Below are 13,961 nucleotides of genomic sequence, written 5' to 3'. Positions count from 1 at the left end.
GGGTATGAAGCCGCTCGTTCGCCTGTCGCTTGCCGTTCTGGTCGCGGTCTCGCTGACCGCATGTGGTGACGATGCCGCTGGCCAGCTCGACACGGCGCAGGTGCGCTATGCGGAGCAGGACTATCAGGGCGCCCGTGCCGCGCTGATTTCCGCGCTGGAGGATGAGCCGGGAAATCGCGCGGCTCTGGCGTTGTTGGTGCGCACGCAGATTGCGCTTGGAGATCCCGCGTCCGCCGAGCGCGCGCTCGGACGTCTCTTGCGGGCCGGTGGTGGTGGCGGGGGCGCTTCCGTGCTTCGGCTCAAGGCGGGGATCGCCCTGTTGCAAGGTCGCCCGGGCGAAGCCACGCGCCTGCTTGCGGGCGACGGCAGCACGGAGGCGTGGAACATGCGCGCTCAGGCATGCCTTGCGCTGGGTGATGAGCGCGGCGCAGTTTCTTCCTTCGACAAGGGCATGGCGGCGGGAAAGGATATTGCCCTGGCCGTGGCCTATGCCCGCTATCGGCTGGAAACCGGCGATCTTGGCGGTGTGGAGCGCATTCTTGCCCGTATGCAATCGTTCGCTCCCGGCGCGTACAACACGCTGGTTCTGGCCGGTGATCTTGCGAATGAGCGCGGCCGGACCGACGCTGCGATTGCGGCTTATGAAAAGGCGGTCTCCGCCTTTCCCGCCCGTGTCGTGCCGATGCTGGCGCTCGCCAATGCCTACGACGCGCAAGGCAGGGTCGATGAGGCCATGGCCGTTGTCCTGAAGGCGCAGAAGATCGCGGCAGGCGATCCCGCTGTCGATGATCTTTACATCCAGCTGCTTTCCGAGAAGGGGAAGTGGGAGGAAATACGCCTCGCGCTGCAAGGGCGCGATACGCAGCTCGATCCGTCCTCCGGGCTCGGCATGACTTACGCGGAGGCCTTGCTTCATCTTGGCCAGGCCGAACAGGCGCGCGTCATGTTCAGCCGCGCCCTGCTGCTCCAGCCCGGAAACCCCTATTCGCGGCTGCGACTGGGCGAGGCGCAACTGGCGACGGGCGATGCGGGTGGGGCGTGGGAGACGCTGCGCCCCCTTGCGGCGAGCGCGCTGGCGCGGCCGGAAATCCTCGATGCGGCGCAGGAGGCTGCCAGATCGGTGGGCGATCCCCAGGCGGAGGTATTGAAGGCGCGGCTCGATCCGGTGAGGCTCAAGGCTGCGATGGCGCAGGCCGACAAAGGGCAGGCGGCGCTGGCTGCGCAGGACTGGTCCGGTGCCGTGGCTATATATCTTCCGTTGCTCGGGCAGGGCGAAGACCCCGAAGTGCTCAAGCGACTGGCATTTGCCTCGTTGCGACTGGGCCGGGCGAAGGAGGCGCTCGCCTATGCCGACCGGGCGCTGGCCGCCGATCCCGACAATCCGGACTGCCTGCGTACGGCGGGGGTCGTTCGTCTGGAAGCAGGCCGCGACATTCCAGCTGCGCGAAGGCTTCTTGAGGCTGCGGCCGCAGCCGATCCGCGCAACCAGGACATAGCGCGCGACCTTGCAAAGGCGAAAGCCGCCGCCGGCTGAGCGCCGGCAGCGGCTATGTCATGCGCGGATGAGCGGGGCCGGCCCGCGTGATCAGGCGCGAGCCTTGCGACGGCGCGCGTAGGCGAGGCCGAGGAGGCCCATGCCCATCATGCCAAGCATGCCGGGCTCGGGAACATCGGTGCTGCCGCCCGAAGTTGAGCCGCCCGAACTGCCGCCCGACGACGTCGTCGTACCGCCTGACGTCGTGGTTCCGCCGCTGGTCGTGCCGCCGGAAGTCGTGGTCGTGCCACCCGAAGTGGAGGTGGTGCCGCCAGAAGTGCTGCTGGAGCCGCACTGCTTGTTTCCGGCAGAGTGACCGCAGTTGCAGTAGTGCGTATGGTTCTTGTCCTTGCCCCAGGTGGCCAGTGCCGGCGTGCTGAAGGCGAGGGTGCTGCCGGCGGTAAGCGCCAGGACGAGCATGGTCTTGCGGAGCATTCGTATTCCCCTTGTTGCCCGAATGGGTTGCCCCCGATTGGGTTGCCAAGGAATACGCAAGGCACGTGCCAGATACGTTTTTATACGGAGTTCGTTGGTTAACGCGTCAGAGCTGATAACGATTGTGTAAACTAACCCGACGCGCATCCCGCATGAAAATCAGTTAATCAGACTCACCAGTTTCAATCCTGCTGGCGCAGTGCCACGTCGTTCATGAAGCGGGTATCGTCGCCCGCCGAAAGCCGGTCCGCTTCGCCGGCAATGGCGCCCAGCATGTCTGCGAGCGGGTCCATCTCGGCCTTGGCATAGTTGCCGAGGACGTAGCCGCTTACGCGGTCCTTGTGTCCGGGGTGCCCGATCCCGAGCCGAACACGGCGGAAATCGGCGCCGAGATGTTGGTCGATCGAGCGCAGGCCGTTGTGTCCCGCATGGCCTCCGCCGTGCTTCACTTTCACCTTGAACGGCGGCAGATCGAGTTCGTCGTGGAATACGGTCAGGTCGGAAAGAGCCAGCTTGTAGAAGCGCATGGCTTCGCCAACGGCGCGGCCGCTCTCGTTCATGAAAGTGGCGGGCTTGAGCAGGAGGATCTTCTGTGTGCCGATGCGGCCTTCCTGCGACCAGCCCAGGAACTTCTTCTGGACAGCACCAAAGCCATGGATTTCGGCGATCGCATCGACGGCCATGAAGCCGACGTTATGGCGATTGAAGACGTATTGCGGTCCGGGATTACCGAGGCCGACCCAAAGCTGCATGATTTTCCTGGTCCCCAGAATGACAAAAGGCCCCTCCCGCGCGCCGGGCTGGCCGGGGCGGGAGGGGCCGATTGATTGACCGTCCGATTACTCGGCTTCGGTCGTGGCCGTGTCGCCTTCCGAGCTCTTCAGAGCCGAGGGAGCAGCGATCGTCGCGATGGTGAAATCGCGGTCGGTGATCGCGCTCTCGGCACCGGCCGGAAGCTTGACGTGGCTGATGTGGATCGATTCACCCACTTCGAAGCCGGTCACGTCGATAACGATCTCGTGCGGGATCTTCTCGGCGTCGCAGACCAGTTCGAGGTCGTGGCGAACGATGTTGAGCACGCCGCCGCGCTTCAGGCCCGGCGAGGCGTCTTCGTTGGCGAAGACGACCGGCACGTTGACGTGCACAGTCGCGCCCTTGACGACGCGCAGGAAGTCAGCGTGGAGCGGACGATCCGAAACGGGGTGGAAGGCAACGTCCTTGGGCTGCGTCCGGTAGGTCTTGCCGCCCACTTCGACTTCGATGATCGAGTTGAAGAAGTGACCGGTCATGAGCTGACGGGTCAGCTCCTTTTCCTCGACGTGGATCGCGAGGGGTTCTTCGTTGCCGCCATAGACAACGGCGGGGACGCGGCCATCGCGACGCAGAGCACGGGAGGCTCCCTTGCCAGCCCGATCACGCGTCTCGGCCGGCAGGTTAAGCGTATCGCTCATGTGGACTTGCCTTTCGAAAACTGGATAAAAATCGGATAGGGACCGCTTGCCGATCCATACCGTCCCGCCACGCCTCCAGGGATGACCATGACGGGAAGCGCGCGCCCTTAATGTGAAATGGGCGGAAATGCAAGCGCCCGGCGCATGGGCATCACTCGATCCGGGTCACCTTGTACCCTTGCCCGGCCAGCATCGCCGGCAGTCCTTCCGGGCCTGCCATGTGCGCGGCGCCGACCGCCACGAACGGGCGCTTGCCCTGCCGCATGGCGGCGGAGACCTTGCCTGTCCAGTCCCGGTTCCGGCCGACGAAAAGAACCGTACGCAGTTCCGGGTCGGCAAGCAGGCCCTTGCGGGTTTCCGCCTCGATCCGCGCCATGTCGCCTTCGCGCCAGCTTGCAGCGATGTCGCTGTCCGAACTCTGCGCTTCGGTGACGACGGCGGCGAGCAGTTCGCGTTGTTCCCGTTCGGGCAATGCGTCGAACAGGCCCAGTTGCCGGGCGGCACCTTCGAGTTCGATCACGGGCCGGTTGCCTGCGGCCACCATGACGGCGCGGTCCACGCCGTTGCGGGCCTGATCCTTGTCGGCCCCCGCCTGAGCGATGGTGAGGGCCGCGGCCCAGGTATCGATCGCGGCGAAATCGCCATCGGAATAGCCGCCTCGCTTGAGCAGTGCGGCAAGCGCAGGGCGCTTGTCCGGCGCGACCCGGCTGGACAAGGGCGGCTCTCCCTCGCTCCGGGCAAGCCGCGCGAATGTGGCCGCCACTTCAGCCTCATTCGCGAGATTGGCAACTTCCACCATGACGGTGTCGGCTGCGTCCATTGCTTCGCGTACTTTCGGGGTCTGCCATTGCAATGGGCGCTCGGCGCTGTGGATCGTGCCGAAGAGCCAGGCTACCTCGCCGTGCGGCCCTTCCACGCGCCAGAGCGCCGGATTGGCGGCCTCGGGCGCCGGACTGCATGCGAACAGCGCCAGAGCCGCAAGCGCGGGGAGGGCGGCGCGCCTCATCGGTTATTGTACCCGCACCGAACGGATGCCGGCTTTGGCAAGCTGGTCCTGCACGCTGCCCTTGCCTGCAAGATGTCCCGCACCCACCGCCACGAAGACCACCCCAGGCTGCGAGAGCCGGGTCTTCAGCCACTTGGCCCAGCTCCTGTTACGGTTGGTGATGAGCGCCTTGCGCATCAGTTCGTCCGATTCGTCTTCATTGAGCAGCTTGGCCAGTTCGTCCGCCCGGCCCAGTTTCCATGCCTCCACAACCTTGGCGATATCCTCGCGCAGGGTGGGAAGCTGCTCGAGCACTTCGGCCAGATAGCGTTGCTGGCTCTTTTCGGGCAGGTCGGCGAAAAGACCGATCTGGTAGTCCGCCGTTTCGAGCGGGTGCCGGGCGATCCCGCTGGACGCGGCTTTGGCTTCGATCTGCGTTTCCACGCCGTTCGCCTGATCGTATCCCGCTGCCTTCAGCGGCAGCAGGGACAGGAGAAGACCCGCATACCAAGGCTGGAATGCATCGAAGGTTTCTGCCGGAAGTCCAAGATTGGAAAGCCCTTTTTCCAAATTGGTGCGCTCCAAAGGTGCCAGGCTCTCACGCAGGGTCTTGCCGTCATGCCGCATTCCCCGGTCCACGAAGACCTTCTCAAGCGTTGCGGGCGAATCGAGCATGGTCTCCGTCACCAGCAGGTCTGCCGACTCGAATGCCTGCTGCACGGGGCCCTGAAACCATGCGGCGTTCTGCGGGAGGATGTGGATCGTGCCGAAAAGGTAGATCGTGGTGTCCTTGTCGGCGATCTTCCACATCGCCGGCCGTGCCGGAACGGGAACTGCGGTTTCCGACACGGGAGCGGAGACTGCCGGAGTGGCGGTCTGCGCCAGCGCGGGAGGCGCGGCGAACAGGAAAAACGAGGCGGTGGCGGCGATGCCCCATGATGTTTTTGCACCCATGCCGGGCCGGGTCTTGCTGGAAAAGATCATCGCGTTTCCATGGAAGGAGAGGGGCAAACAGGGCCTTAACGGACTTCGACTGGCCGGGAGATAACGGCAGGTCGTCGTTTGAGGTAGCGGTAACTGTCATTTTAGTGCGGCTTGCGCGGTTGATTTGCCCGGTTCGATCCGCCAAAGGCCGCGCAGCCAAGAGATTTGACGGGATTTCGATGTCGACCGCCGCCAAACAGCCGCTCAGCTTCCAGGACATGATCCTGACGCTCCACAATTTCTGGAGCGCGCAAGGCTGCCTTATTCTTCAGCCCTATGACATGCGCATGGGAGCAGGTACTTTCCATCCGGCCACGACGCTTCGCGCGCTTGGGCCTGAGCCTTGGAAAGCTGCCTATGTCCAGCCTTCGCGCCGTCCGACCGACGGCCGCTACGGCGAGAATCCGAACAGGCTTCAGCACTATTACCAGTATCAGGTGATCCTGAAGCCGAACCCGGAGAATCTCCAGGAACTCTACCTCGCCAGCCTCGCCGAGATCGGCGTTGATCCGCTGGCGCATGACATCCGCTTCGTCGAGGACGATTGGGAAAGCCCGACCCTGGGCGCCTGGGGCCTTGGCTGGGAAGTCTGGTGCGACGGCATGGAAGTGACGCAGTTCACGTATTTCCAGCAGGTCGGCGGGTTTGACTGCAAGCCGGTAGCCGGGGAACTGACCTACGGGCTCGAACGCCTCGCCATGTACATCCAGGGCGTGGACCGCGTTTACGACCTGCGCTTCAACAACGAGGGCGTGAGCTACGGCGACGTCTTCCTTGCCAACGAACAGCAGATGTCGAAGTACAACTTCGAGATCGCCGACACCGAAGCACTCTTCGCCGGCTTCAAGGCCGCCGAGGCTGAATGCATGCGCTGCATCGAGGCGGAAATCCCGCTCGCCGCCTACGATCAGGCGATCGAGGCCAGCCATCTCTTCAACCTGCTTCAGGCACGCGGCGTGATCTCCGTGCAGGAACGGGCCAGCTATATCGGCCGCGTGCGTGATCTGGCGAAAGGTTCGTGCGAGGCGTGGATCGAGAAGAACAAGGCCGAATGGGAAGCCAGGTTCCCGGGGTGGACGGTATGAGGCCTCGGCAGCCCCGCACTGAGCGGAATGAGGCAAATGCCGCATTTCCGGCCCCGCTCGTCCTGAGCTCGTCGAACGACGCCGCAGCTGCCCCATCAACCCGTCAAACGGCGTACTGACATGACCGACTTCCTTCTCGAACTCCGCTCGCAGGAAATCCCGGCCCGCATGCAGGCTGGCGCCCGCGCCGATCTCGAAAAGCTGTTCCGCAAGGACATGGCGGCGGCCGGCGTCACCGTGGGTGAAGTGACCGTCTGGTCCACCCCGCGCCGCCTGGCGCTGATCGCGCACGGGTTGCCGCTTGCCACCGAAGCGGTCCGCGAAGAGACCAAGGGGCCGGCCACCAGTGCGCCCGAACAGGCTCTGGAAGGCTTCCTGCGCAAGACCGGGCTGAGCAAGGACCAGCTCGAAGTTCGCGATCTCAAAGGCAAGGATACCTACTTTGCCGTCGTCGAGAAGCCCGGCCGCGCCGTGGCCGAGGTGCTTGCCGAAGTGATCCCCGCGATCATTCGCAACTTCCCGTGGCCCAAGTCGCAGCGCTGGGGCGCCGCCTCGATCTCCACCGAATCGCTGCGCTGGGTGCGTCCGCTTTCCGGCATCGTCGCGATCTTCGGTGAACAGCTCGTGGCGTGCGAAGTGGGCGGCATCGCGTCCGGCTACGTAACGCTTGGACACCGTTTCCACGCCCCCGGCGAGATCACCATCGGCGGCGCGCATGACTATGCCGACAAGCTGCACCTCGCCCATGTCCTTGTGAACCAAGAGGAACGGCAGGACATCGTCCGCACCAAGGCGCGTGAGGCGGCCGAGGCTGCGGGGCTCGTGCTGGTCGAGGATGAAGGACTGGTGATCGAGAACGCGGGCCTGACCGAATGGCCGGTGCCGCTGCTCGGCCGGTTCGAGGAAGATTTTCTCGAGGTTCCCCCCGAGACTATCCAGCTGACCGCGCGCGTGAACCAGAAGTATTTCGTTTGCGAAGATGCTGCAGGTTCTCTGGCCAACGCCTTCATTTGTACGGCAAATATCGTCGCCACCGATGGCGGTGCAGCCATCGTCGACGGTAACCGCAAGGTGCTGGCCGCGCGTCTGTCGGATGCTCGTTTCTTCTGGCAGCAGGACCGCAAGACGCTGCTGTCGGAGCAGGCGAAGAAGCTCGAGCGGATCACCTTCCACGAGAAGCTGGGCACTGTCGCCGACAAGGTCGAGCGGGTGGCCAAGCTGGCGGAATGGCTGGCAGCCGAAGGCATCGTCCCGAACTGCGATCCGGCGCTCGCGCGCCAGGCGGCGGAACTTTGCAAGGCCGATCTGGTCACCGAAATGGTGGGGGAATTTCCTGAACTTCAAGGGCTTATGGGTGGTTATTATGCCCGTGCTGAAGGTCTTCCCAACGCCGTGGCCGATGCTATCCGCGATCACTACAAGCCGGTCGGGCAGGGCGACGAAGTTCCCAGCGCGCCGGTAACGGTAGCTGTGGCATTGGCGGACAAGCTGGATACGCTCCGCAGCTTCTTTGCGATCGACGAGAAGCCGACCGGCTCGAAAGACCCGTTCGCGCTCCGCCGGGCGGCGCTGGGCATCATACGGCTCATCACGGACAACCGCTTGCGCTTCGGCGTTGCCGAGAGCGATCTGCTCGATTTCTTCGTGGACCGCCTCAAGGTGCAGCAGAAGGAAGCGGGCGTTCGGCACGACCTTATCGACGCGGTGATCGCGCTGGGCGGCGAGGATGATCTCGTCCGCCTGCTGGCCCGCGTTCATGCGCTTCAGGCTTTCGTCGCCACGGACGACGGCGTGAACCTGCTTGCCGGCTACAAGCGCGCGGCCAATATCCTGCGCAAGGAAGATTGGAAGGATAAGGTCGATCCCTCGGGTGACGAAGATCCCATGGAAAACGTCGACCATCCCGACATGAAGGGCGTCTACGCCGCGCAGCAGGACGTGACCTACGCGCCCGAGGCTGCCGAACAGGCGCTTCTCGGCGCGGTGGCGGCGGCTGAACCTCAGGCCGCACGGGCGGTGGAGGCAGAGGACTTCGCTTCGGCCATGTCCGCGCTGGCCACGCTCCGCGCGCCGATCGATGCTTTCTTCGATCAGGTCATCGTCAACGACAGCGACCCGGTAAAGCGCCATGCAAGGCTGGCCTTGCTTGATCGGTTCCGTGCTGCAGTGCACAATGTTGCGGATTTTTCGAGGATCGAGGGCTAGGGAGCTTTCCCTGAAACTCGTGAAACTTTTATCAACCAGGACAGGAAAGTCAGGGGATAGATGAGCAGACAGGTCTACACGTTCGGCGGCGGTGTTAAGCATGAAGATGCCCGCGCCCGTGACAAGGTCGTCGTCGGCGGCAAAGGTGCGAACCTCGCTGAAATGGCGGGTATCGGCCTTCCGGTGCCCCCCGGCTTTACCATCACCACTGAAGAGTGCGTGAAGTATCTCGCCGAGGGCGGTGACTTCTCGGACCTGCTGCGCGCCGATGTAGCCGAAGCGCTCACCCACATCGAAAAGACCGTGGGCAAGAACTTCGGCGATGCCGCAGATCCCCTGCTGGTCTCGGTCCGCTCGGGCGCGCGCGTTTCGATGCCGGGCATGATGGATACCGTCCTCAACCTCGGCCTCAATGACGATACCGTCGAAGGCCTGTGCAAGACCTCGGGCGACGATCGTTTCGCCTGGGACAGCTATCGCCGTTTCGTTCAGATGTACTCCGACGTCGTTCTCGGCCTCGATCACGATCGCTTCGAGGAAGCGCTCGAGATCGCCAAGGAAGACAACGGCTACATGAACGATGTCGAGATGACCGCCGACAACTGGCGCGCCATCGTCAAGGAATACAAGGGCATCGTCGAGGAAGAACTCGGCCGCCCGTTCCCGCAGGACGTCCATGAGCAGCTCTGGGGCGCGATCCAGGCCGTGTTCGATTCCTGGGATTCGGACCGCGCGAAGGTCTATCGCCGCCTGAACGACATTCCCGGCGACTGGGGAACTGCGGTAAACGTGCAGGCCATGGTCTTCGGCAATATGGGTGATACATCGGCCACGGGCGTTGCCTTCACGCGTGATCCGGCTACCGGCGAAAAGGCCTATTATGGCGAATGGCTGGTCAATGCGCAGGGCGAGGACGTCGTCGCCGGCATCCGCACCCCGCAGTACCTGACCAAGGCTGCGCGCGAGCGGGCAGGGGCAAAGCCGCTGTCGATGGAAGAAGCGATGCCGGACGCCTATGGCGAACTGGCCGCGGTGTTCGAGCTGCTCGAAAAGCACTACCGCGACATGCAGGACATCGAGTTCACCGTCGAACGCACGAAGCTTTGGATGCTCCAGACCCGCTCGGGCAAGCGCACCGCCAAGGCCGCGCTGAAGATGGCGGTGGACATGGTGGAAGAAGGCCTGATCGACGAATCCACCGCGATCCTGCGGGTCGATCCCATGGCGCTCGATCAGCTCCTGCACCCCACGCTCGACCCCAAGGCGCCGCGCGACATCCTCGGCAAGGGCCTTCCGGCCTCGCCGGGCGCGGCTTCGGGTGCGATTGTGCTCGATGCCGATACCGCTGAAAAACGCGCCGAGCGCGGCGATGCGGTGATCCTCGTCCGTGTCGAGACTTCGCCTGAAGACATTCACGGCATGCATGCCGCGAAGGGCATCCTCACCGCGCGCGGCGGCATGACCAGCCACGCGGCTGTGGTGGCGCGCGGCATGGGCCGTCCCTGCGTTTCCGGCGCTTCGGGCCTTTCGATCGACATGAAGACCCGCACCCTGCGCATGGGCTCGCGCGAGTTCAAGGAAGGCGACGTGATCACGCTCGACGGCGCCACCGGCGACATCATGGCCGGCGAAGTACCGACCATCGAGCCGGAACTGGCGGGCGATTTCGCCACGCTGATGGTCTGGGCCGACAAGCACCGCCGCATGAAGGTGCGCACCAACGCCGAGACGCCGGCCGACTGCAGGATGGCCCGTCAGTTCGGCGCCGAAGGCATCGGTCTTTGCCGTACCGAGCACATGTTCTTCGACGCGGGCCGGATTTCGGCCGTGCGCCAGATGATCCTGGCCGAGGACGAGGCCGGTCGCCGCGCGGCGCTGGAGAAACTGCTGCCCGAACAGCGCGCGGACTTCATCGCGATTTTCGAGGTGATGGCCGGCCTGCCGGTCACCATCCGCCTGCTCGATCCGCCGCTTCACGAGTTCCTGCCCCACGGCGATGCCGAGTTCGCGGAGCTTTCGGAAACGATCGGCATCGGTGTGGACACGCTGAAGCGCCGTGCGGACGAACTGCACGAGTTCAACCCGATGCTCGGCCATCGCGGTTGCCGCCTTGGCATCACTTTCCCCGAAATCTACGAGATGCAGGCGCGCGCCATTTTCGAGGCCGCCTGCGAAGTCGCAGCGGCTTCGGGTGAGGCGATCGTGCCGGAAGTGATGATCCCGCTCGTCGCGACCAAGCGTGAGCTGCAGATCCTCAAGAAGGTGGTAGACGAGGCTGCGGCGAAGGTCTTCGCCGAGAAGGGCCGCACGCTCGACTATCTCGTGGGCACCATGATCGAACTGCCGCGCGCAGCGCTCATGGCCGGTGAGATCGCCGAGGAGGCCAAGTTCTTCTCGTTCGGCACCAATGACCTGACGCAGACCACGCTGGGCGTATCGCGCGACGATGCCGCGCGCTTCCTCAGCCCCTATGTCGAAAAGGGTATCTACCCGCGCGATCCGTTCGTCAGCCTCGATATCGAGGGTGTCGGCCAGCTGGTGCAGCTCGGTGCCGAGCGTGGCCGTGCGACTTATGCTGATCTCAAGCTCGGCATCTGCGGCGAGCATGGCGGCGATCCCGCTTCGATCGCGTTCTGCGAGAAGGTCGGGCTCGACTACGTCAGTGCCTCGCCGTACCGCGTGCCGATTGCACGTCTCGCAGCGGCCCAGGCCGCTCTGGCCTGAAGCGGCTCGCGCGAAAGAGAAAAGGCCGGGGTGGAAGCCCCGGCCTTTTTCTTATTTTTTCCAGCCCGATAGGGTCAATATCTCGAAGCGTTCGACAGTCCGGCCATCTTTGCCGGCTGCTTCGAACGCCTCCAGCGCCCGCGCCCGCGCCGCCTTGCCCAGAGCCGGCCCCGGGTCGGCCAGCACGCTGCCCGCGGCCTGGGCCCGGATATCGGCGATCAGCCGGTCGAAGCTGCGGAAGCCAACCTGGAGCGGGCGGTGGTCTATCACCGGATCGGCGAACAGGGTGCGCTGGAGCAATTGCCCGCCCGCCCGCACGTCGACCATCGGGTGAACGCGTCCGGCGGGGCGATCCCCATCGGCTGCGAGCATGATTTCGCGCAGGACCGGCAGGCTTCCCAGCGACAGGAAGCTCGCGATCATCAGTCCACCCGGCGCCAGGGCCTTGCGGATATGGATAAGCGCGCCGGGAAGGTCGTTCACGGTATCGAGCGTGCCAAGGCTGACGATCAGATCGAAACCGTCGAAGGGGTAGGGCGCTTCCTCGTCGAAGCCGTGGACCGGATCCACTTCCGTGACTTCCGCGCCGCTGGCGCGAAGGTTGCGCGCAAGGTTGCCCGTCCAGTCCCCCACGACGAGGGCGCGCCGGGGTTCGAAGCGGAGGAACGAAAGGCGTTCGGGAACATCCTCTACCATGTCCTCAAGCAGGTAGCGGGGGGCGTCTGGCGACCGCTGGAGGACGAGGGCGCGACGGCGGGCGGCGAGGCGGCGGTCGGGCGAGAAGATGCGGGGGGGAGCTTTGCTGGCCATGGCCGCCCAACTGCCGCGTCTCGCGCTTCGGCGCAACTGCGCTTCGTGCAAGTGGGTTAACACCTTGTAGCTTGCCGCCCTGGTTCCGGCGGGTAAGCATCGGCGCATGTCCTTCGCTCAGGCCGTGATGCCGGTCGTCGACCTTGTATTTCCGCCGCGCTGTCCTTTGTGCGGCGACGGACTGATCGCGCATGGCGGCCTGTGCCCGCCGTGCTGGATGGAGCTGGCGATTCCCGGAGAGCCGAGCTGTGCTGCGTGTTCACGCCCGTTTGGCGGCGGGGTGCCACAGGGGGCAACCTGCGCGCCGTGTCTTGGCGATCCGCCCCGACATGACGGGATCGCCGCGGCGACATTGTACAATGAGGCATCGCGCAAGTTGGTACTGGCCTTGAAGCATGGCAATCGCCTCTCGCATGCGAAACTGATGAGCAGGTTGATGAGCGCCAAGTTGCCCTTCGTCGAAGAGGATTGGCTGGTCGTCCCGGTTCCCCTGCATCGCTGGCGGATTTGGAGGCGAGGTTACAATCAGGCGGCCGAACTGGCGCGGGAAATATCGGCAGTGGCCGGCGGCGTGCTTGTCATCGATCTGCTTGAGCGCCGCAAGGCGACTCCATCGCTTGGTGGACTGGGAAAGAAGGCTCGGCGGAGAGCGCTTTCGGGGGCGATCGGGGTTCACCGCAAGAGGAAGGATCGGCTGAAGGGCGCGAAGGTCTTGCTTGTGGATGATGTGCTCACCAGTGGCGCGACGAGCGATGCCTGCGTTTCCGCGCTCAAGCGGGGCGGTGCCGCCAAAGTTGTGATCGCTTGTTTCGCACGCGTTCTGGACGAAGCACTGGAGCATACGCGCGGAGGAGATCGCGAAGTACCATTTGAGGAAGGGCTCTAACGAAAACGCCCGGAGCTGGTGGCTCCGGGCGTCCTCGTGACGAAACTGTTGGACCCTGCTTTCGCAGTTCGGCGGTCCCCCTGTCGGCCGCCTGGCCCGATCCCTCATTCAACTGAACCAGACCACCCGTAGTGTATTCCAGTCTTTCCCTGAACCGTGGCGCTTGTATCTCAGCGACCTGTGGGTCAGAAGCAGCCCCCCAGCTGCAGGCCGACAATCCTACGAAACCCGGGGGTTGAAAAGAGGCGTCGCGGGGCTACGAGGATTTTGGTCAACGGCTGTGGTTATCGTGCAACAACCACGTTCAATGTATTCAATTCAGGGAAATTTCCGGCATGTCCGAAGTAACCAAGGCTGAACGGGAACACGGAAAAGCGTTTCTTCCGCGATTCGACGCGCAAGGTTTGCTGATCGCCATCGCCGTCGACTCGCAGACTCGCGAGATATTGATGGTAGCGTACATGAACGAGGAAGCGCTTCGGAAGACCCGCGAAACCGGCCTTGCCCATTTCCATTCGCGTTCGCGCGGGAAGCTCTGGCTCAAGGGTGAAACATCGGGCCATTTCCTTCGGATCGACGAGATTCGGGTGGATTGCGATCAGGATGCGATCGAGCTGAGGGTCACTCCGCAGGGCCCGGCCTGCCACACCGGCGCCCGCAGTTGCTTTTACCGTGCATTGGAAGGCGATTCGCTTTCGCCCGTGGATGGTTAACTGTTTCAGGATTAACCCGGAAAATCCTTTAAATGCAGGGACGCGTGTTTTTCCGTAAGAACATGCACTTGCTGGCCATTCGTCCAGGATTAACCGTATTAAGCCGAGTTTTCAGCATCTTCGGCTGAGCGGATGGAACGGACAAGTCG

12 protein-coding genes are annotated in these 13,961 nt (G+C 64.0%); 6 read left to right on the top strand and 6 right to left on the bottom strand.

The genetic code is table 11. The features are described 5' to 3' along the window. Window positions 1–4: 4 nt before the first annotated feature. Complete coding sequence (locus ACXJ16_RS05560; protein ID WP_324694993.1) at window positions 5–1,534, top strand: tetratricopeptide repeat protein; 1,530 nt, start codon at window positions 5–7, stop codon at window positions 1,532–1,534. A 51-nt stretch (window positions 1,535–1,585) separates the two neighbouring features. On the opposite strand, the gene ACXJ16_RS05555 is transcribed toward ACXJ16_RS05560, so the two are convergent. The 5 genes from ACXJ16_RS05555 to ACXJ16_RS05535 all read right to left on the bottom strand — a co-directional run bounded on the left by ACXJ16_RS05555 (window position 1,586) and on the right by ACXJ16_RS05535 (window position 5,389). Then, complete coding sequence (locus ACXJ16_RS05555; protein ID WP_463921561.1) at window positions 1,586–1,969, bottom strand: PEP-CTERM sorting domain-containing protein; 384 nt, start codon at window positions 1,967–1,969, stop codon at window positions 1,586–1,588. Between the two features lie 182 nt (window positions 1,970–2,151). Continuing rightward, window positions 2,152–2,721 carry an aminoacyl-tRNA hydrolase gene (gene pth, locus ACXJ16_RS05550; protein ID WP_324694998.1) on the bottom strand — a complete coding sequence of 190 codons (570 nt, stop codon included), beginning with the start codon at window positions 2,719–2,721 and terminating at the stop codon, window positions 2,152–2,154. Window positions 2,722–2,808: 87 nt separating this feature from the next. Beyond that, window positions 2,809–3,420, bottom strand: a complete 612-nt coding sequence (locus ACXJ16_RS05545; RefSeq protein WP_054438835.1) for a 50S ribosomal protein L25/general stress protein Ctc — start codon at window positions 3,418–3,420, stop codon at window positions 2,809–2,811. 151 nt (window positions 3,421–3,571) lie between these two features. Further along, complete coding sequence (locus tag ACXJ16_RS05540; RefSeq protein WP_324695002.1) at window positions 3,572–4,426, bottom strand: TraB/GumN family protein; 855 nt, start codon at window positions 4,424–4,426, stop codon at window positions 3,572–3,574. A gap of 3 nt (window positions 4,427–4,429) precedes the next feature. After that, on the bottom strand, window positions 4,430–5,389 hold the full coding sequence (locus tag ACXJ16_RS05535) for a TraB/GumN family protein (protein WP_324695003.1): 960 nt from the start codon (window positions 5,387–5,389) through the stop codon (window positions 4,430–4,432). 179 nt (window positions 5,390–5,568) lie between these two features. Between ACXJ16_RS05535 and ACXJ16_RS05530 the strand changes: the two genes are divergently transcribed. The 3 genes from ACXJ16_RS05530 (at window position 5,569) to ppdK (ending at window position 11,403) form a co-directional block, all read left to right on the top strand. Continuing rightward, complete coding sequence (locus ACXJ16_RS05530; protein ID WP_132468782.1) at window positions 5,569–6,474, top strand: glycine--tRNA ligase subunit alpha; 906 nt, start codon at window positions 5,569–5,571, stop codon at window positions 6,472–6,474. A 120-nt stretch (window positions 6,475–6,594) separates the two neighbouring features. Further along, window positions 6,595–8,679 (top strand): glycine--tRNA ligase subunit beta, encoded by a 2,085-nt coding sequence (glyS, locus tag ACXJ16_RS05525; protein ID WP_324695006.1) that lies wholly within the window; start codon window positions 6,595–6,597, stop codon window positions 8,677–8,679. Window positions 8,680–8,739: 60 nt separating this feature from the next. Next, a complete protein-coding gene (gene ppdK / locus ACXJ16_RS05520; RefSeq protein ID WP_132468784.1) occupies window positions 8,740–11,403 on the top strand; it encodes a pyruvate, phosphate dikinase in 2,664 nt (887 codons plus the stop codon). 51 nt (window positions 11,404–11,454) lie between these two features. On the opposite strand, the gene ACXJ16_RS05515 is transcribed toward ppdK, so the two are convergent. After that, window positions 11,455–12,213, bottom strand: a complete 759-nt coding sequence (locus tag ACXJ16_RS05515; protein ID WP_185997456.1) for a class I SAM-dependent methyltransferase — start codon at window positions 12,211–12,213, stop codon at window positions 11,455–11,457. Window positions 12,214–12,319: 106 nt separating this feature from the next. Between ACXJ16_RS05515 and ACXJ16_RS05510 the strand changes: the two genes are divergently transcribed. Next, complete coding sequence (locus tag ACXJ16_RS05510) at window positions 12,320–13,099, top strand: ComF family protein (RefSeq protein ID WP_324695010.1); 780 nt, start codon at window positions 12,320–12,322, stop codon at window positions 13,097–13,099. Window positions 13,100–13,434: 335 nt separating this feature from the next. Beyond that, the gene (gene hisI, locus ACXJ16_RS05505; RefSeq protein ID WP_054438839.1) at window positions 13,435–13,812 is read left to right on the top strand and encodes a phosphoribosyl-AMP cyclohydrolase; all 378 of its coding nucleotides are present in this window, start codon (window positions 13,435–13,437) and stop codon (window positions 13,810–13,812) included. The last annotated feature ends 149 nt before the right edge of the window (window positions 13,813–13,961 follow it).

It is taken from the genome of Novosphingobium sp. TK71 (genome assembly GCF_055361505.1).
This window is presented reverse-complemented; position numbering and strand designations above follow the sequence as displayed.